This is a genomic window from Faecalibacterium sp. Marseille-P9312, assembly GCF_902497445.1.
Taxonomy (GTDB): domain Bacteria; phylum Bacillota; class Clostridia; order Oscillospirales; family Ruminococcaceae; genus Faecalibacterium; species Faecalibacterium longum.
Genome location: NZ_CABVEW010000016.1, coordinates 1 through 16,722 on the forward strand (window position 1 = coordinate 1; position 16,722 = coordinate 16,722).

22 protein-coding genes and 1 tRNA gene are annotated in these 16,722 nt (G+C 55.4%); 15 read left to right on the forward strand and 8 right to left on the reverse strand.

What is annotated here, in order from left to right:
- Positions 1 to 574: 574 nt before the first annotated feature.
- From F3G95_RS11335 to F3G95_RS14000, 3 genes are read left to right on the forward strand one after another with little or no spacing between them, the layout of a single operon-like run.
- Entirely contained in the window at positions 575 to 880 is a 306-nt protein-coding gene (locus F3G95_RS11335; RefSeq protein ID WP_149795020.1) for a helix-turn-helix domain-containing protein, read from the forward strand.
- A 14-nt stretch (positions 881 to 894) separates the two neighbouring features.
- The gene (locus tag F3G95_RS11340; protein WP_243130369.1) at positions 895 to 1,863 is read left to right on the forward strand and encodes an Arm DNA-binding domain-containing protein; all 969 of its coding nucleotides are present in this window, start codon (positions 895 to 897) and stop codon (positions 1,861 to 1,863) included.
- Between the two features lie 15 nt (positions 1,864 to 1,878).
- On the forward strand, positions 1,879 to 2,298 hold the full coding sequence (locus F3G95_RS14000; RefSeq protein ID WP_243130371.1) for a tyrosine-type recombinase/integrase: 420 nt from the start codon (positions 1,879 to 1,881) through the stop codon (positions 2,296 to 2,298).
- 423 nt (positions 2,299 to 2,721) lie between these two features.
- Here F3G95_RS14000 and F3G95_RS11345 read toward each other — a convergent pair whose 3' ends face one another.
- Entirely contained in the window at positions 2,722 to 4,149 is a 1,428-nt protein-coding gene (locus F3G95_RS11345) for a tyrosine-type recombinase/integrase (RefSeq protein WP_149795021.1), read from the reverse strand.
- A gap of 38 nt (positions 4,150 to 4,187) precedes the next feature.
- Entirely contained in the window at positions 4,188 to 4,853 is a 666-nt protein-coding gene (locus tag F3G95_RS11350) for a helix-turn-helix domain-containing protein (RefSeq protein WP_188117548.1), read from the reverse strand.
- An 82-nt stretch (positions 4,854 to 4,935) separates the two neighbouring features.
- Between F3G95_RS11350 and F3G95_RS11355 the strand changes: the two genes are divergently transcribed.
- The 9 genes from F3G95_RS11355 to F3G95_RS11390 all read left to right on the forward strand — a co-directional run bounded on the left by F3G95_RS11355 (position 4,936) and on the right by F3G95_RS11390 (position 9,631).
- On the forward strand, positions 4,936 to 5,154 hold the full coding sequence (locus F3G95_RS11355; protein WP_149795023.1) for a helix-turn-helix domain-containing protein: 219 nt from the start codon (positions 4,936 to 4,938) through the stop codon (positions 5,152 to 5,154).
- Between the two features lie 3 nt (positions 5,155 to 5,157).
- Positions 5,158 to 5,388 carry a helix-turn-helix domain-containing protein gene (locus F3G95_RS11360; RefSeq protein ID WP_149795024.1) on the forward strand — a complete coding sequence of 77 codons (231 nt, stop codon included), beginning with the start codon at positions 5,158 to 5,160 and terminating at the stop codon, positions 5,386 to 5,388.
- Between the two features lie 4 nt (positions 5,389 to 5,392).
- Positions 5,393 to 6,169 (forward strand): DnaD domain protein, encoded by a 777-nt coding sequence (locus F3G95_RS11365; protein WP_149795025.1) that lies wholly within the window; start codon positions 5,393 to 5,395, stop codon positions 6,167 to 6,169.
- Complete coding sequence (locus tag F3G95_RS11370) at positions 6,166 to 6,438, forward strand: hypothetical protein (RefSeq protein WP_149795026.1); 273 nt, start codon at positions 6,166 to 6,168, stop codon at positions 6,436 to 6,438. Before F3G95_RS11365 ends, F3G95_RS11370 begins: the two co-directional genes overlap by 4 nt.
- Positions 6,439 to 6,459: 21 nt before the next feature.
- On the forward strand, positions 6,460 to 7,368 hold the full coding sequence (locus tag F3G95_RS11375; protein ID WP_149795027.1) for a DnaB-like helicase C-terminal domain-containing protein: 909 nt from the start codon (positions 6,460 to 6,462) through the stop codon (positions 7,366 to 7,368).
- The gene (locus F3G95_RS13835) at positions 7,365 to 7,532 is read left to right on the forward strand and encodes a hypothetical protein (RefSeq protein ID WP_188117549.1); all 168 of its coding nucleotides are present in this window, start codon (positions 7,365 to 7,367) and stop codon (positions 7,530 to 7,532) included. The genes F3G95_RS11375 and F3G95_RS13835 overlap by 4 nt, the downstream gene beginning before the upstream one ends.
- A 69-nt stretch (positions 7,533 to 7,601) precedes the next feature.
- Positions 7,602 to 7,841 (forward strand): hypothetical protein, encoded by a 240-nt coding sequence (locus F3G95_RS11380; RefSeq protein ID WP_149795028.1) that lies wholly within the window; start codon positions 7,602 to 7,604, stop codon positions 7,839 to 7,841.
- Positions 7,842 to 8,267: 426 nt separating this feature from the next.
- Positions 8,268 to 8,561, forward strand: coding sequence for a hypothetical protein (locus tag F3G95_RS11385; protein WP_149795029.1), 294 nt, complete (start codon positions 8,268 to 8,270; stop codon positions 8,559 to 8,561).
- Positions 8,562 to 8,656: 95 nt separating this feature from the next.
- A complete protein-coding gene (locus F3G95_RS11390) occupies positions 8,657 to 9,631 on the forward strand; it encodes a sigma-70 family RNA polymerase sigma factor (RefSeq protein WP_149795030.1) in 975 nt (324 codons plus the stop codon).
- 184 nt (positions 9,632 to 9,815) lie between these two features.
- On the opposite strand, the gene F3G95_RS11395 is transcribed toward F3G95_RS11390, so the two are convergent.
- The 3 genes from F3G95_RS11395 to F3G95_RS11405 all read right to left on the reverse strand — a co-directional run bounded on the left by F3G95_RS11395 (position 9,816) and on the right by F3G95_RS11405 (position 10,903).
- Complete coding sequence (locus F3G95_RS11395) at positions 9,816 to 10,244, reverse strand: type II toxin-antitoxin system HicB family antitoxin (protein ID WP_149795031.1); 429 nt, start codon at positions 10,242 to 10,244, stop codon at positions 9,816 to 9,818.
- Between the two features lie 91 nt (positions 10,245 to 10,335).
- Positions 10,336 to 10,557, reverse strand: coding sequence for a type II toxin-antitoxin system HicA family toxin (locus F3G95_RS11400; protein ID WP_347562914.1), 222 nt, complete (start codon positions 10,555 to 10,557; stop codon positions 10,336 to 10,338).
- Between the two features lie 270 nt (positions 10,558 to 10,827).
- Positions 10,828 to 10,903 (reverse strand) — tRNA-Lys (locus tag F3G95_RS11405).
- A gap of 281 nt (positions 10,904 to 11,184) precedes the next feature.
- Between F3G95_RS11405 and F3G95_RS11410 the strand changes: the two genes are divergently transcribed.
- Positions 11,185 to 12,402, forward strand: a complete 1,218-nt coding sequence (locus tag F3G95_RS11410; RefSeq protein ID WP_188117550.1) for a DUF3048 domain-containing protein — start codon at positions 11,185 to 11,187, stop codon at positions 12,400 to 12,402.
- Between the two features lie 19 nt (positions 12,403 to 12,421).
- Positions 12,422 to 13,519 carry a DUF3048 domain-containing protein gene (locus F3G95_RS11415; RefSeq protein ID WP_149795032.1) on the forward strand — a complete coding sequence of 366 codons (1,098 nt, stop codon included), beginning with the start codon at positions 12,422 to 12,424 and terminating at the stop codon, positions 13,517 to 13,519.
- Positions 13,520 to 14,210: 691 nt separating this feature from the next.
- On the opposite strand, the gene F3G95_RS11420 is transcribed toward F3G95_RS11415, so the two are convergent.
- The 3 genes from F3G95_RS11420 to F3G95_RS11425 are packed head-to-tail and all read right to left on the reverse strand — an operon-like array spanning position 14,211 to position 15,673.
- Positions 14,211 to 14,816 carry a Tat pathway signal sequence gene (locus F3G95_RS11420; protein ID WP_149795033.1) on the reverse strand — a complete coding sequence of 202 codons (606 nt, stop codon included), beginning with the start codon at positions 14,814 to 14,816 and terminating at the stop codon, positions 14,211 to 14,213.
- A gap of 37 nt (positions 14,817 to 14,853) precedes the next feature.
- Complete coding sequence (locus F3G95_RS13840; RefSeq protein WP_188117551.1) at positions 14,854 to 15,015, reverse strand: hypothetical protein; 162 nt, start codon at positions 15,013 to 15,015, stop codon at positions 14,854 to 14,856.
- Positions 14,999 to 15,673 (reverse strand): histidine phosphatase family protein, encoded by a 675-nt coding sequence (locus tag F3G95_RS11425; protein WP_149795034.1) that lies wholly within the window; start codon positions 15,671 to 15,673, stop codon positions 14,999 to 15,001. Before F3G95_RS11425 ends, F3G95_RS13840 begins: the two co-directional genes overlap by 17 nt.
- A 280-nt stretch (positions 15,674 to 15,953) precedes the next feature.
- Between F3G95_RS11425 and F3G95_RS11430 the strand changes: the two genes are divergently transcribed.
- A complete protein-coding gene (locus tag F3G95_RS11430) occupies positions 15,954 to 16,655 on the forward strand; it encodes a helix-turn-helix transcriptional regulator (protein WP_149795035.1) in 702 nt (233 codons plus the stop codon).
- Positions 16,656 to 16,722 lie beyond the last annotated feature (67 nt).

A 16,722-nucleotide genomic window follows, 5' to 3' on the forward strand; every position in this document is an offset into this window, starting at 1 on the left:
CCTGCTGAAAAATGCCGGGAAGTATGGCCTGACCTTCTCCAAGCACATCGAGGGAAAGTATCGCGGCTTCCGGGGCGTATGCGTCCACCCCGCCTTTGCTGCGGCATAAAACACACGAAAAGTGAAAATCTCCCGCCCCACGCGCCCTAAATCGACGGTTTTTACCTGTTATCGCTATTTTCTCCGGGTTTGTATCCGCCCTTTCCGGGCGGATGCGGGGCGGCAACACGCCCTTCGGGACGGGAGAGAAACCCGGACGCGCCCCAAGAGGGCGCGTGCATCCCAGCCATGCGCCCCCATAAAATCAACACAGAAAGGTACTTTACAGCAAGGCTCAGTGGCTCTAAAATTTTCAACGGCATCTTTGCTGCACGCGCTCCAACGCTGTTGCCAGCCTTTTGAAATGTTGGAGCGCAGTGTGTGGTTTGGGGCGCGTGGGGCGCGTAAATTCAAGTTCTCGCACTTTTTTGGGCTGCTGCTTCGGGTCAGGAGCGGCAGCCCCTTACATATTTACCGGCCCACAGGGTGCAGCTCAACCGGAGCTGCACCGGGTCTGGAGAAGTGCAAAGGAGACATGCCTATGACGAATGTCCGCAAAAATTCCACCAAACTGACCCGTGAGGACTTGAAAATCGCGCCCGAATCTCCTACAATGGAATTGTCCGAAACCCCTGCCGTAGAACCTTCTGACCAGACCAGCAAAACCGTCCGACACGCCCCGCTTGTCTACCGGGTGGAGGAGATTGCCCAGCTTTTGGCGATCTCCAATCGTGCTGCGTATAACCTGTGCAACACCACGAAGGACTTCAAGGTGATCCGCCTCGGTACCAGCATCCGGGTAAGCAAGCAGAGCTTTGACGATTGGTTCGATGCGGTCTGAGGGAGGGAACATCTATGGCATCTATTCTCAGGCGCGGAGATTCCTACTCCGTTCGTTTCAAATACAAAGACCATACTGGCCGGATCTGTGAAGGCTGGGAGAGCTTCAAAACCAAGAAGGAAGCGCAAGACCGCAAGATCTCGGTAGAGAAAGAACTCTTGGACGGTACGTTTCTCATACCCGATGCAATGACGGTAGCGGAAATGCTGTACAAGTGGCTCCCCATCCAGTCCAGCAAGCACAAGTGGGCACCCAAAACCTACACCCACACGGTAGCCATGATTCAGAATCTTGTCGTGCCCTATCTCGGCAAGAAGCAGATTCAGAAGGTTCAGACGTATGACCTCGAACAGTTTTACGCCACGCTGAGCCGGACACCGCGCGGACTGTATAAGCAGGGTGTCAAGCAAACGCTCACCGACAAACAGAAGCGGCAGTTTCTGACGGGTGCTTCCATCCGGGAAGTCCACGCCATGCTCAAGACTGCTTTTTCCTATGCCGTTGAGTGGGGTCTGCTCCTCAAGTCACCGATTCCGAGAGAAGCCCCGAAATCGACCTCGGAAGAACGTGCCATCTGGGACGAAAAGACCATGCTTGCTGCGTTGCAGACCATGACCGACCCTACGCTCCACCTTGCTGTTCATCTGAGCATGATTCTCTCGCTGCGTGTCGGAGAGATCCTTGGCTTGCAGCCGGGAGACATCGACTTCGATGCAGCGGATGGACGGGGAACCATCACGGTCGGCAGGAGCTTACAGCGCACCGAAAAGGCTGCACTGGAAAAGACCGACCCGAATCAGATCTACCACATCTTCCCCGACCAGCGTGAGGGCAGCAGCTCCGCACTGGTGCTGAAGAAGCCGAAAACCAAGAAATCCAGCCGCACCCTTTATCTGACGAGACCCTTGAAAGAGGAACTGCTGGCTTGGCTGGAAAAGCTCCGGCAGGACGAGCTTGCCATGGATGGCAGGTATCGCAACTGAGGTCAGCTTTTCCGCTTGCCCAACGGTATGCCTGTTGCCCCGGAAGCCCTTTCTAAATGGTACCGCACTTGGCGTGCGGAGCACCCGGAGTTTGAGAAGATCGTGTTCCACGGTCTGCGCCACTCCAGTGCCACCTACCAGCTGATTGAATCCGGCGGCAACATCAAGGCCGTGCAGGGCAACACCGGTCACGCCACCACGGGCATCCTGATGGACACCTACGCCCACACGCAGGACAAACCCCGGTTGGAGCTGGCTGAGAAGCTGGAAGCAGACTTCTATTCGCAGGACATCGGCTCCCCTAAATCCGGCTCTGTGCCGGTAAAAGAAAATCTGCCGGACAGCATCCAGATCACCCCCGAAGGGATGCTGAAAGTTGTCCGGCAGATGAACCCCGAGCAGCGGCGTGAGTTCACCCGCCTGCTGTTCGCCTGAAAAAAGTATGGAAAAAACGCTCACGATGCACAGAATGCAGACAATGCAAGGAAAAACACGGCTTTCCCGCCGGTGTGCAAAAAGTGTGCAAAAGTGTGCAGAGCCCCAGAAAATGGAAAATCCCACGAGGAATCTTACGATTCTTCGTGGGATTTTGGTGCGCTCGAGGGAACTCGAATCCCTGGCCCTCTGATTAAAAGAATGGCCGCTCTAGGATTTTGCCGTTTTTCGTCGTTCATTTTTATATAGAATCATCGTTGTTTTTGTTCTCAGTCGTGCATCTGCGCACCCAGCCTTTCTCGGTGGATAAGGCACAAATAAGGCACTTTCCAGAGGACACCCAACAATGAACAGAAAAAGAAGCAGCCCACAGACCCGGCGGAATTATCCCCGCCCTCTGTGGGCTGTATTTTTGTTTCCCGGTCATGCGTGGTTCTCTTCCCGAATGCGGGTGAACACATCCGTTAGAGCGTCCGCCGCCGCTGCATCCGCCGAACGGATAAACCCTGCGTAAATGTCGGTGGTGGTGCTGGTCTTGGCATGGCCCAGACGGCCAGAAACCGCCGTAACGGGAACATGGGCGGCTATCAGCAAGCTGGCATTGGTGTGCCGCAGACTGTGGAAGTGTACCGGCAGCAGGTCATACGCTGCCAGAAAGCCCGGAAACCACGTTGTTACCGTCTTGGGGTCGATGGGTGCGCCGTTCCATTTGGTAAACAACAGGTCATTTTCCACCGTCTTACCCTCTATTTCCACCTTGCGCACCCACTCGGAACCGATTTTGAACCGTTCCGCTTTTTGGTGTTTGCGGTATTCCTGTAGGAGCTGCACACAGTCTACGCCCATCTTGATGCACCGCCGGGAGCGTTTTGTTTTAGGCGAGGTGAACACCGTGCCTTTGCCCGGGATGTATTGCAAGGTGCGTTCAATGGAAATTGTACCCGCGTCCAAATCCACGTCAGACCAGCGCAGGCCGCAAATCTCGCCGCGCCGTGCGCCCGTGAACAAGGCAAGCTGTGTAATGACACTGAATTGTGTGGGAGCATCCTGCAAGGCGTCCAGTAGCTTGGCAACGTCCAGTTCTTCGAGGGCCTGCACGTCTATCTCTTCGGCTTTGGGTGCTTCTGCCCGCTTGCAAGGGTTTTCCGGCACAAGCCCCCACTGTACCGCCTTTGTGAATACGCTGGACAACATCCGGTGATAGTGCTGCACTGTGTTTCCGTTGAGCCTGCCGCCCTCTCTGGTGTGCTCTGTGAACGCTTTGGAAAGCGGAAGCCCAGCGGCCCGGGAAACCTTTTCCGCCGTGCTCTGGCTCACGTTCGCGCCCCTGTGTACGTTCCGCATGGTATCTTCCCCAATGCCTGCCGCTTTCGCAATCCCGCCCCGCTTGCCGTGCGGCAGCAGTTCCAGCAAAACAGGCGTTGCCGTACAGGTGCTATCTTCCCGCACGCCCTGTTCCTCTAGGTTCGAGTAAAAGGCCATAAGGTGCGAGGGCTTGACTTGGCAGACCTTGAGCTGCCCCAGCCCGGCGGAAATACGCGGCATGAGCCGCCGATAGTTGTAAACAGTCTTGGGCTTGAGTTTCTTTTCTGCGTACTCGGTGAACCACCGCTCTATCAAATCATCCATCTTCATAGACGCTTCAAGCGAAATGCCGTTGCGCACTTCCTGCTCGAATGCGTCCGCCTGCCGTTTCAGCTCTCTTTCCAGCTTCTTCCCGGTCATTCCCGGCGGGGGCATATAGGTGCGGTTTACCAGCACTTGACGGCCTGCCCGGTCATAGCCGTTGGAAACCCGGATGCCGTAGGAGCAGGAGCCGTCTTTCTTCATCCGCTTTGTTATCTTTGCCATGTGTCACCCCTCCGACATCCTGTGTTTGCTTGCTCTACTCAACCCATTTTAAGCTCTGCAGCGGCATCTTTGCACTGATATTTGGGGATTTGCGTCAGCTCTTCAACACGCTCTACTGCAACTTTTTTTCCAGTTTTGTTCAAGCGTCTAAACTTTTCCAAAAGCTTTTTCTCTTCCTCTGCTCTGATAGCCTCACCAGCCTCCCAGTTGACTTTTTCTATAAACCGCCGCAAATCATCTTCACCGTACAGCGGGACAGCATTTCTTAACTCAGCCTCCGAAATTTTACGATTGACCTTCATCAGCTTCTGAACAAGCTTATCCCACTCCTCCTGTGCGCTCTGTAAGGTTATTGTTTTCTCTGCTGCCATCTGGCGTTCAATGAATTCTCTCATCCTCTTATCCAGAACAAATGTCGGAGAAAGCTTATCTGTCGCAAAAGATTCCGAATCAAGCGTATAGTAGTCAACGCCTAAAGCCTCCGCAATTCTTGTAACCGTTTCAGTCTTTGGAACTCGGCCTCCGGATTCATATTGACCATAAGCCTGTTGACTTATGCCCATAAGAGAAGCCACTTCCTTTTGTGTCATTCCCTTCTTTTCTCGAATCTGCTTTATTTTTTCCGCGAGTGTCACAACACCACCTCCGCCTTTACTATAACAGCTTTTTTTGTAAAACACAAGAATTTTCTTTTCCAATCTCATTGACAAACGATTTCTCTTGTTGTATATTCTTGTTGAACAAGATTTTGCTTGTTTCGAAATCGACAGTTGAGGTGATAGAAGAATGGCTAAAACCGTAACCGTAGACCGAGTGAAAGTCATCGCTGAAATGGCACGGCAGAATCTAACCGGTGAAGAACTGGCCCAGAAGGCTGGAACTGGCAACAGTGCCATCTACAAAATGCGCAAGGGTCAGCCCGTCTGGCGCACCACTGCCGTCCACGTTTCCCGTGCTCTTGGCGTCTCTGTGGAAAGTCTGATGGAAGATAGAAAGGAGAGTTGAAGCATGGGTGACGCTATCCGCTATCCCAATATGGGAACCGTCAAAAAGGCTGCTGAAATCTATGGACTGTCACCATCCTATATCCGGCGGCTCTGCAAGACAGGGAAAATCCGGTACGTCAACGCTGGGCATATGTGGCTGGTCAATCTGGACAGCCTGGCCCGGTATTTTGAACAGGGCGACCCGGCGGAAAACAGCCAGACCGTCGGGGGCATCCGCCGGGTAGCGAGGTAGGCAAATGGCTGTAAAACGAATGTTCTCAAGTTCCGTGACTGAAACAGACAACTTTCTGGAATTGCCGCTAAAATCGCAGGCACTATACTTCCATCTCGGGATGCAAGGCGATGATGATGGATTCGTGGCAAACCCGCGCGCCATTATCCGTTCTATCGGCTGTACGGCCCGCGATTTGAAGCCTTTGGAAGCTGCCGGATACGTCATTTCTTTCCCTTCAAAAGTGCTTGTTATCACCGATTGGAAAGTCAACAACAATTTACGCAATGACCGATACAAACCGACCGCGTTTCAAAATGAACTTGTACAGTTGAAGGAAAGCACGAATAAGCGATATATTTTAACCAGTCTTGGTATACCAACTGGCAACCAAATGGATACCATTGGTATACCATCTGACAACCAAGTGACAACCCAGCATAGCATAGCAGAGCATAGCTTAGAAAGAAGTAGTAAGAAAGCCGCCACAACCGCCGCCGATTCTCGCACAGATTCAGGTCTTGCCGAAGTCGTTCAACACTTCGAGCAGGTGATAGGCAGCTTCCCACGCTCTGCACTGGACAAGCTGCAACGCTACCGCGATTCCATTCCCGCCGAGGTAATCTGCAAAGCCTTTGACGAGGCTGCCGAAAGCGGTCACCGGTCATGGAAGTACGCCAACGGCATTTTGAAAAGCTGGCAGGCTGACGGAGTAAGAACCCTTGGCGATGTAGAGGCCCGCCGGGAAGCCCGGAGAAGGCCCGCACAGCCGCTTGAGCAGGAAAGGAAGATGGCAACATGAATCTGCAAAAAGTTCTGCTTGGAGCGCTTCTCATCAAACCAGAGCTGGCCCCCTATGCTTTGCCAAACTTGGAAATCGAACACTTTCCGGCAGACTTGCAGCCAGTATTTGCCGCCATATCTGGCCTCTGGAATGCAAGGGGCCTTCTGGACGCGGTGGAAGCCTGCACCCGCTACCCAGAGCAGCAAAAGGTCATCATGGAATGCGTAGGAGAATGCGAAAGCGAGTGTATTGCCATAACCCGCGACCGCGTAGAAGAATGGACGTAGCTTGTCAGGGAACAGGCTGCCTTGACCCAATTCCAGAGTTTGGCCCTTCAGGCTGGAAGCAGCCTGACCACCTTTGCAGACCTGCCCGACCTGTATTCCCAGATGGGCGAAGCCTTGACCCTTGACCGGGAAGAACAGGACTTCAAACCCATCGGGGAGCTAGTAGACAATTATGTGTGCAAGCTGGATGAAAAGCCACGCTATATTCCAACCGGCCTTTCTGTACTTGACAAGCACTTGCATCTGTCCCCCGGCAACCTGTTTATCATCGGCGGCAGGCCAAGCGCAGGCAAAACGGCGCTGTCCTTGCAAATGGCCTGTGAGCAGGCCCGGAAAGGCTATAGGGTGTGCTACTTCTCTCTGGAAACCGACCCTGACACCCTGACAGCCCGCATCATTGCGAACCGTCTGGCGGTTTCTCTAGCCGATGTGAAAGCCAAGACTGTGCCGCAGTCTGAGCTTGACAACCTCGCAGAGCTGCATAGGCTGCCGCTATTCATCCGTTCCGCATCCGGCAAGGGTGTGGCATGGGTCAAAGCTCAGGCCCAGCGGATGAAAGCGCAAGTCGTGTTCATCGACTACCTGCAGCTGCTGGCCACTGGAAAAGCAAAAGACCGATACCAGCAAATCACCAGCATCTCTATCGCCCTGCATGAGCTGGCACAGACAACCGAAATTCTTGTGGTAGCTCTAGCCCAGCTGAACCGCAATTCAGCTCAATCTCTGCCTACCGTGTCCGACCTAAAAGAATCCGGCCAGATTGAGCAGGATGCAGACGCCATCCTACTGCTTGCAAACGATGTGACCACACAAAACCGCCCTGAGAAGCACTATCATTGCAGTCTGGAAAAAAACAAAGAGGGCAATTTGTGGACACTTCCCATCACGTTCGACAAGGAGCATCAACGCTTTTTGGAGGTAATCACATGAAGCGAAACCCCAACCGCCCGCGTCGCCGGGAACCGTACCACTACGATGCAACCGGCGCGCAGTATATCGCCTGCATCGAAACGGCCCTGCAGCATGGCCAGAGCATCCCGCTGCACGTCTTGCAGGTAGTCTACCATATGCTGCTGCCTTATATGCATAGTTGAACCACCAACCACATCCCGGCGGTGTGATTTTGAGCGCGCCCAGTAAGGGCACAGAAAGGAAACATAACCATGAATGACACCCACAAGACCACGGAATACACCGCATCTGTCCGCGAGTATATCAACAGCCTGTCCGAGAACGAGCTGATTGAGTACGGCCACAACGAATTTGACGGGAAAGACCAGATGTTCGCCGCACTGGACACCATCGACAAGCTGGCCGCCCACAGCGAAGAAGAAGCTCGCATGGCCTATCTGAACTTCCTTGAGGTCAATCTGTGCGGCTTCAGCACTGAATTTAAGGATTGACCCGCCACACAAAGCGAAAGCCGCCTATCCCTGCGCCAACAGGGACGGGCGGCGAATGGGTGGTATTTCGATTTGAGCACCGGTATACCGCCCTCATTGTATCAGAAAATGGAGGTTTTTACCATGTTGACCCACATGAAATTCGAGAATCGCCCTGTCCACCTGTTCAATATCTCTGGCCGAAAGTACTATGTAACCCGCAGCTCTGCCCCTCAGACAGGAGCGGTTGCGCTTACGTCTACCAATGGAGCCGCTGCCGTGCTTGCCCCGGCAAACATGAGTTACCAGCAGGCAGCTATGAAGGCTGCACAGATTTGCTTGACCCTCTGAACACAAGAAAAAAAAGAATTTCCCGAATTTTCGGAGGCCCTAAAAAGACTCCGATTTTTATTCAAGTATATAGGGGAGGGAGGGGGATACCAAACCATGCCCAAAACAAAGAGTGAATCCACAGACGCCGGACGGACGTTGCTTCAAATCATCGACCAGAACGCCGCCGATAACGCCAAGCTGGCCGAGAAGCTGAACGGTGTAGCAGGAGACGTCATTGATACCATCGTGAAGGTGATGCAGGCAGCAGACACACCCAATCCATCGAAACTTCAGGCCGCACAAACCCTGCTGAAAGCCCGTCAAGAGGTCAATGACCGTCTGTTAAAGGACGAAGAGAAAAAGCGTGAAAACAGCTTTGACCCTTTTAGCTTTGCCTCTTCTACCTGACCCATCCACCTGCAGGCGCGATACACGGCCCGCGTGTTATCGTGCCTGCTGTTTATTTTCCGACAATTCCGACGCCTAAAAAAGAGGGCCGAATAATGGAACAGAAATCACAGCAGACCGACCAGCAAGCCACAAACGCAGCTCTTGCCGCTCTGGCTGCCGCCGGGAATAGCTTTGCTCTAGGCCAGCTCTGGGAGATAAACCAAGGCTTTCTCCATCGGCTGTTCTGGCAGTGGTACAGCAAGAACAAGACCACCGCCGACGCCCACGGCTTGACCCTTGAAGACTTCGACCAAGAAGCGTTCTTTGCCGTGCAAGCCGCCGCGCAGGCTTACGACCCCGAAAAAGGCAGATTTCTCACCCTTTTGAGCTACTATGTGCAGAACCAAATCAACAAGGTAGTATGTGGGGAGCGTGGCCGCTATATCTCCACGGAAGACGGCAGACAGGTGAGAATCTCTGCAAACCCTCTGGATGACTGTACCAGCTTTGACGCTCCGCTTGATGCTGGCGACGATGGAAGCGGCACCAGAGGCGACCTCATCGAAGACCCGGCGGCTTCTCAGGCGTTCCAGAAATCCGAGGATGAAATCTATACCGAGGAGCTACATACCGCACTGGAAGAAGCGATGGCCCAGAATCTGACCGTGCGTGAAGCGCATATCTTGCGCCGCCGCTACTACGACTGCCAGAGCCTGCGAGCTGTCGGCAATGAGCTAGGTGTGCAGCGCGAAACCATCCGCCAAATCGAGCGCCGCTGCATCCGAAAGCTCCGAGAGCTGCCCAAGCTCCAGCGCTGGCATGATGACATCATCTCAACGCGAGCATGGCGGGGGACAGGCCTTGATGCATGGAAGCACAACGGCAGCGTTCAAGAGCGCACTGTGGAATATCTGGAAGCTCAAAACAGTGAACAGTATTTCGCCCTCTTGGAAGAAGCCGCCCAGCTTGCCCCTGAGCATCGCGCCACCATCGAAGAGATGAAAGCCGCGTATTACGCCCGGCTGGAACAGGACGGCTACTATGATTGCCATCCTGAGAAGCGGCCTGACGCTGTAGCGGTGGAATAGCGGTGAAAATCCGGCCACTGCAAGCAGTGCTTTTGTACGCACAAAGCCCTCTTGCCTTGCAAGAACTTGTTGGGCCGCATCCCAAACCCTTTGACCGTGTAGCACCCGCCGGGCGCAGCACTCCAGCTACTCGACACAAAGCCCCCAGACCGCGACAGCGCGCGTCTAGGGGCTTTCGTATATTCTATGCCATGTGTAATTGTTCTTTCAACGCTCGCTGCAAGACCTGAGAGAAATTCACTCCCTGAGCCACAGCTGCTTCATTCAACCACGCCGGAATAGATAAAGTTTTCTTGACAGACTTTTCAAAATGTTTCTTGGCATATTCTGCAACATCAACAGACACGAGATTAACGATAGCTTCCCCTACCGGCAAATCGGGGTCAAGCTCTTTAGCAACAGCCACAGGGTCAATATTCACCAGCGAAGAAGGTGCGGGAACATCTTCACCATCACGCTGAGCTATATACAGATAGCTTGCAAGGCACTCCACAGCCATTTCCATAGCATCTTCAAAAGAATCACCCTGTGTTGCAAGGTAGTTCAAATCCGGGAAGATAACAGAATAACCGTCATCTTCCTTGTAAAAGCAAGCCGGATACATCGATAACATATTCAAGCACTCCTATTAGCACTCTTCTTTGTAAAAGCAAATTATATTGTGAAAATTTATATCTATATTGTAATTATCAAAAGCAAAAATCTTATTTTTTTAATCCTGCCTGTCTCAGAATTGATAGCTCTATAATCTTGTTAAGTTCTTTACCTTTGTGAAATGGAATTGTAACTTTTCCCGGCTTAGTCGGATGTACATAATGACGATGTGAACCATTCTGTTCTTTGAACACCCAACCATCAGCAAGGATTTTCTTTTCTAAATCCTTTGGTTTTGACGGCACCGCTTTCACCCCCTTGCCCAATATCATTATATCACAGATACGTATTATGTCAATACGTATCAAGAAATATTCTTTGATAAATCGCCAAAAGCAAAAGGCACCCCCGGACACATAGTGGAATATGATATGAAAGCCCGCCGGGCATCAGAAGCAAGGCACAGCATAAGGCACACGGCAAGGCATTTTTTCAAGAGTAAGGCACAAATAAGGCACATTCCGGCTGTTTCGCACCCCTTGTAAAACAGAAAAGCCCACGATTTACACCGTATTTTCAACGGTCAATCGTGAGTTTTTCTTTGGTGCGCTCGAGGGAACTCGAATCCCTGGCCCTCTGATTAAAAGTCAGATGCTCTACCGGCTGAGCTACGAGCGCATATTTTCAGATTTACAGATACTGCCGAATAATATTACCACACCCGCGCCAAAAAAGCAAGAGGAAAGCGCAAAAAAGTGCCTTTCCGCAGCACACAGACCCCCGCCGGGAGAGCACCCGTTCCTTTTATAAAAGCCAACTTTACTGTCACCTCTCTGGGACGCGGATATTCTGGCGGCAACTTCCTCTTTACAAATGGGGCACGAAACAGTACAATCAAAGCAGAACGAACCGTCCCGGCCCGTATGCGGCGGGGCTTTTTGATAGGAGGCTGTTTTATCATGAAAATCTCTCGTCGGTCTGTCCTTCATATTTCCGGGCTGGCAGCGGCAGCGCTGGCCCTGACCGGCTGCTCTGCGGCCGGAAGCGCCGCGCTGGGCGGCAAGCTGCCCGGCCTGCTCAAGGGTCTGGCAAAAAAAGGGGAGACCGCTGCTTCGTCGGAAGCTGCCAGCGACATGGCCGTCACCCCGCCGCCCGAGGGCGAACAGCTTGACCCGGCCTTCGGCGTCATGCCCGAGTACGACGCCGACATCCTCACCGGCGCCGAGCGCAGCACCAACAGCCGCCCGGTGGCTGTGATGGTGAACAACATCGCCAACTCCCAGCGCCAGAATGCCCGCCCCCAGCGGGGCATCGGCAGCGCCGACCTGCTCATCGAGGCCAAGGTCGAGGGCGGCATCACCCGCCTGTGCGCCGTGTTCAGCGACGCCGACAGCATCCCCGAGGTCGGCCCCCTCCGCTCAGGCCGCGACCAGTTCCTGCAGCTGCTCATGCCCTGGAACATCCTCTACTACCACGACGGCGAGAGCATCTTCTGCACCCAGTTCGTCAGCGTGTACGGCTACTCCGGGCTGAACATCGGCGGCAAGAATTATTTCAAGACCCCGATCCACCCCATCGTCTCTCACCGCAATAACCGCGGCCGCGATGTGGCCTACGAGCACACCGAGTTCACCTCCGGCAAGGAGATCTGCAAGGCCGCTTCTGATGCCGGCATCAGCCTCTACGCTCCCAGCGAGGGGACTTTCTTCCACTTTGCCGACTACCGCACCGACGAGGTCAACAAGCTCAAGGGTGAGCCCTCGGCCAAAAAAATCGCCATCGTACATTCGGAGAGCTACCGCACCTCGTTCAGCTACTCCGCACTCAGCCACACCTACGCGATGCAGATGTACAACTCCTCCAAGAAGGCCACCGAGAACACCGTCGATGAGCTGACCGGTGAGCAGCTCACCTTCGAGAACGTCGTGGTCTGCTTCGCCGACATGGACGCCTACGCAGGCGACTCCCACGACGTGCAGGAGGTGCAGTACATCAAGGGCGGCGATGCCTACCTCTTCACCCGCGGCGGCGTGCAGGTGGGCCGCTGGGAAAAGACCTATCCCACCAACCCCCTCAAGCTTTACACCAAGTCCGGCGAAGAGATGACCCTCAACCGGGGCAAGACCTACTTTGCACTGGTGGACAACGACGAGCTGAGCAATTTCAGTTACCAGTAAGCCCATGAGGAACATGACGATGAAGCGCATTCGAACTGCGCTCTGCCTCATTTTGGCCGCCGCGCTGCTGGCAGGCTGCGCCTTTCTGCCCAGCGACAGTGAGCCGGAAACGCCCGCCCCCACCGACCCGCTCACCGGCCTTGCCCTCGAGTGGCAGGGCCAGCGTCCGGTGGCCGTAGCCATTGAGAACAGCACTGCCTCCACCACGCAGTGGGGCCTTTCCTCGGCGTCTGTGGTGCTGGAAGCCCTCACCGAGGTGGGTACGTCCACTGAGCTCTGCCTCGTCTATCCGGCGCTGGCCGCGACCCCGAAGGTCGGGCCGGTGGCCGCCGGTCAGGACATCTACTGGCGGCTGCTGGTGGGCCAGCAGCCCATTCCGGTGCAGCGGGGCGGGGGACAATTCGACCAGAACTTCCTCGATTACTATTCCATCCGGGCCGTGGATGCTCTGGAAGCCGGGCGCACTGCCTTCGACTGCGGCAGTGAGTGGAGCAACGCACCGCTGTGGTACACCAGCGGCGAGGCCATCTCTAATGTCTTGGACGAGCTGAGCATCTCCTCTGTTCTGACGGAATCCCGGGTGACGAGCGCCGCATCCGCCGCGGCGGACAGTGCGTCCTCCGGGGCCGACGCAGTGCTGTCCATCCCTGCACTTCTCCCGCAGGAAGCAGACGGCAAACTGCCGGACGCCACCGCGCCGGACGCGGTGAATGTCCGGGTCTGCTTTGACGACGACAACGCCACCGGCTTTTCCTACGACGCCGACAGCGGGCTTTACCGGATGCTCCACGCCGACGGCACGCCCCAGCTGGACGCCAACAACGGCCAGCAGGCCGGGTTCGATAATCTGCTGGTGCTGTTCAGCGCCTCCGAGCTGCGGGACGACGGCAAGACCTACGACTACGATTTGAGCATGGGCGGCGGCGTCTGGCTCAACGGCGGGCATCTGTGGACCATCACCTGGACGCAGGGCCGGGACAACACGCTGCTGCTCTACGACGCCGATGGACGCACCATGAACATCGAGGCCGGGACGAGCTATATCGCTCTTGTCACCAGTCTGACCGGACAGGAGCTGACGGTCACCAATTCCAGCGGAGAAGAGATTCTTGGATAAGCAAAAAGACTTCTGCACGACGAAATGCAGAAGTCTTTTTTATTTCCAGGCTGCGGCGCGCGCCTGTGGGCGGGGCAGGTTTTATTCTTTCGGTCAAATGGCTATGCGCTCCGCGCGGGCCAGAGGCAGAGCTGGTTTTTTCTTTAAGCTGGTTCTCGCGCTGGTGGCGCGGGGCTGGTTTTTTCTTTTGGTCAAGTGGCTTGCGCTCCGCGCGGGCCAGAGATAGGGAGGGGTGTTTCGAATCCCCCCTCCCTACCTCTGGACTCCACTCTCCCCGCAACGAGTTAAGGGCTTCTCGCCCTTAACAATTCCGAAGAAGTAGGCTCCAAGCAAAAATGCTGGAGATTCGTGCATTCGCACGAAGATCTCTTAACCGCATTTTAGCTCTCCGCCGTTTTACGGCTTCGCCGAAGATTTCAGGCTTTAGCAGAACTTTACCGTCAGCAGAGAGGTAACACCAGCTGCGGAGCAGCAAATCGGAGAAGTGAGAAAAATGCGTTTAGCGAAGCGACTAGCATTTTTCCACTTCGACTTCCCCTTCGGGGTCTGAAAGGGGCGAGTAGCCCCTTTCTCGTGGATCCAGCGCGTCGAAATCGCTGGTGCTTTTCTGGTTCTCTTTTGGCACGCAAAAGAGAACAATCAGCCTTAATGAAAAAGCGCTCTGCCCCGCGCCACCGGCGCGCGAAGCCGTTTATAAATCCACTACGCTTCCGACTTCCGCCGGCGTCGCCGGCACCGGTCCGAGGCGGACGGCGTCGGCATCCCGGCGCACCACGAACTCCACCGGCTGACCGGCGGCAAAGGCGGGGCGATAGCTCAGCTCCAGCGCCTCCCAATCCTCCGGGACAGCGCAGAAGCAGTGGAGCATCGCGCCCCGCCCGGCGGCGAGGTTGAGCGTAAAGACCGAGGCATCGGCGGCGTTCTCCGCGTAGAGCGGTGCCGCAAAGCTGCCGCAGGGGACGCTCTGGCCCCCGCAGCGGGCGGTCACGCCGCTGTCCAGACTGTAAAGCTCCTTCAGAGTCGAGACGTCCCGGCTGTGGAGGTAGCTTGCGCCCACCGGCAGGGTGCGGGCCGAGAGGTTCTCCACCGAGAGGTAGACCAACACGCCGCCCAGCCCGGGCGCGGGCGCATAGCCCAGCAGCTCCACCGCCGCCTTGCCGTCCAGCAGGGCAGGCTGGCCCATCACGCGGGGCTGTGCCGCAGCCGCCGAAACGCCTGTGAGCAGGGCAGCGGCCAGACTGACCGCGCCCGAACCGGCGCATTTCAGAAACGACCGGCGGGAAAGAGACTGAGACATCGGGGACTCCTCCTTGCAGCGAGAAAAATCATTCACTTTATAGAGTATCGGTTTCTTTGCCCCCTGTCAAGGGTTTGGAAGCGTTCTGCCGCAGGTTTTGCGTTTTCTTTGCCGATTTTGTACCAAAAGAGTACAAAAATGCCGCCCGGCGGCAAAATCGCAGGGCGGCAGAGCGTTCTTTCTTATTCGAATGCTTCATTCTCCTCGGCTTCCGCCTGACCCCGCAGGGTATCGGCATAGCCGAAGGGTACGATGTCGATGGCCTCCACCAGACGGTCGCGCATCCAGAGCTGAACGTCGGTCTGGACGGTGTAGCCGCAGCCGGGGTCTGCCATCCACTGCTCGGGGTGGCGGGAGGGGAGGGCGCGCTGGCTCAGCATACTCATGATGACGCCGCCGTGGGTCACGCAGGCGGCCTCGGTGACGTCCATCCGGATCATATACTCGAACAGCTTGAGCAGCGTCTCCGAGCAGCGGGCGTGGAACTGCTCCGTGGGCTCTGCGCCCTCCGGCACGAAGCCGGAGCCCGGGGTGATCCACTTCTTGAAGTCCTCGTTCTTCACCAGCTCCTTGACGGGATGGTTCTCAAAGACGCCGAAACCGGCCTCCCGCAGGTCATGCACCGAGAACTGGTGGGTCGCATTGGGGAACAGGATGTTGGCCGTCTCCACGGCGCGCATGAGCGGGGAAGAAAAGACGGTATCCACCTGCGGATACTCGAACCGCTCTTTCAGCTCGGCCAGCTGGGCGCGGCCCTCGTCACACAGGGGGATGTCCGTGCCGCTGCCGATGTAAAGGCCCTGTAAGTTGCCGGAAGTCAGGCCGTGGCGGATGAGATGGAGCTTAAAGGTTTTCATGCAAAAACACCTCTTATGAGCTATCTATTCCTGTGCTGATTCGCACAAATCTTGCTTTTCTGCTGATTTTTCCGGCACCATCAGACACTAAATATATGCCGGTAAGGTTTATTTTAACATAGATATGGTAGAAAGAGCAACCCCTTTGACAAAAACACCGAAATTCCGGCGGAAAAACCGTCACTTTTTCGCTTTACAAGTCGTTTTCCATTGTGTATAATCAACGTGCTGTAAACCAAAAATCAAGGAAGTCCTATTTTTATCTGAGGAGCCAAACATCATGGAGTTCAATCGTATCATCAAACTGCTGCGCAAGGAGCGCGGCATCACCCAGAAACAGGCGGCAGAGGATCTGGGCGTTTCGCAGGCCCTGCTTTCCCACTACGAAAAAGGCATCCGGGAGTGCGGCCTGGATTTTGTGGTACGGGTGGCAGACTATTACAATGTCTCCTGCGACTATCTGCTGGGCCGCTCGGCAGAGCGCAACGGCATGATGCTCTCGGCAGAGGACATCCCCAACCCCGACAAGATGAAGGACAACATCTACCACGGCAGCGTCCTGCCCACGATGAACAAAAAGCTCATCTCCAACAGCCTGAACGTGCTCTACGCCAAGATAGGCGAGTGCCACAGCAAGGCCCTGACCACCGAGGTGAGCGCCTACCTGATGACCGCCGTGGCCAAGATGTTCCGTCTGCTCTATTCCGCCGAGTCCCACAATGCCCCCAGCATGTTCAGCGTGGACGCCCGGCGCTGGCCCGGCTACTCCGACGCTGTGATGCACTCGGCCCAGGCCAATGTGGAGGCCCTGCTGGCCGGCGAAGCACTGCCCGGCGGCGAGGGCGTGGCCGACCCGTCCTGCCTCGCCATGACCACCGAGAGCCTGACCCGGGAATACCCGCTGTATACTCCCAGCCTGCTCAATCTGGTCAAGACCAGCGAGACCCGCGCCCGGGAGCTGACCGGAGAGGACCGCACTTAAGTCTCTGTGAAACTAGTGTAAATTATGCCGTTTTTTGCTTGCATCTGCGTGCAAAAGATGTTATAAA

Coding starts and splice junctions, on each gene's coding strand:
- F3G95_RS11350 (WP_188117548.1), bottom strand. CDS start 4,853: ATGAGATTGGAAAAGAAAATTCTTGTGTTTTACAAAAAAAGCTGTTAT.
- F3G95_RS11345 (WP_149795021.1), bottom strand. CDS start 4,149: ATGGCAAAGATAACAAAGCGGATGAAGAAAGACGGCTCCTGCTCCTAC.
- F3G95_RS11385 (WP_149795029.1), top strand. CDS start 8,268: ATGCCCAAAACAAAGAGTGAATCCACAGACGCCGGACGGACGTTGCTT.
- F3G95_RS11380 (WP_149795028.1), top strand. CDS start 7,602: ATGAATGACACCCACAAGACCACGGAATACACCGCATCTGTCCGCGAG.
- F3G95_RS11335 (WP_149795020.1), top strand. CDS start 575: ATGCCTATGACGAATGTCCGCAAAAATTCCACCAAACTGACCCGTGAG.
- F3G95_RS11360 (WP_149795024.1), top strand. CDS start 5,158: ATGGGTGACGCTATCCGCTATCCCAATATGGGAACCGTCAAAAAGGCT.
- F3G95_RS11355 (WP_149795023.1), top strand. CDS start 4,936: ATGGCTAAAACCGTAACCGTAGACCGAGTGAAAGTCATCGCTGAAATG.
- F3G95_RS13835 (WP_188117549.1), top strand. CDS start 7,365: ATGAAGCGAAACCCCAACCGCCCGCGTCGCCGGGAACCGTACCACTAC.
- F3G95_RS11430 (WP_149795035.1), top strand. CDS start 15,954: ATGGAGTTCAATCGTATCATCAAACTGCTGCGCAAGGAGCGCGGCATC.
- F3G95_RS11365 (WP_149795025.1), top strand. CDS start 5,393: ATGGCTGTAAAACGAATGTTCTCAAGTTCCGTGACTGAAACAGACAAC.
- F3G95_RS11390 (WP_149795030.1), top strand. CDS start 8,657: ATGGAACAGAAATCACAGCAGACCGACCAGCAAGCCACAAACGCAGCT.
- F3G95_RS13840 (WP_188117551.1), bottom strand. CDS start 15,015: ATGAAGCATTCGAATAAGAAAGAACGCTCTGCCGCCCTGCGATTTTGC.
- F3G95_RS11340 (WP_243130369.1), top strand. CDS start 895: ATGGCATCTATTCTCAGGCGCGGAGATTCCTACTCCGTTCGTTTCAAA.
- F3G95_RS11400 (WP_347562914.1), bottom strand. CDS start 10,557: ATGATATTGGGCAAGGGGGTGAAAGCGGTGCCGTCAAAACCAAAGGAT.
- F3G95_RS11425 (WP_149795034.1), bottom strand. CDS start 15,673: ATGAAAACCTTTAAGCTCCATCTCATCCGCCACGGCCTGACTTCCGGC.
- F3G95_RS11395 (WP_149795031.1), bottom strand. CDS start 10,244: ATGTTATCGATGTATCCGGCTTGCTTTTACAAGGAAGATGACGGTTAT.
- F3G95_RS11420 (WP_149795033.1), bottom strand. CDS start 14,816: ATGTCTCAGTCTCTTTCCCGCCGGTCGTTTCTGAAATGCGCCGGTTCG.
- F3G95_RS11410 (WP_188117550.1), top strand. CDS start 11,185: ATGAAAATCTCTCGTCGGTCTGTCCTTCATATTTCCGGGCTGGCAGCG.
- F3G95_RS11415 (WP_149795032.1), top strand. CDS start 12,422: ATGAAGCGCATTCGAACTGCGCTCTGCCTCATTTTGGCCGCCGCGCTG.
- F3G95_RS11370 (WP_149795026.1), top strand. CDS start 6,166: ATGAATCTGCAAAAAGTTCTGCTTGGAGCGCTTCTCATCAAACCAGAG.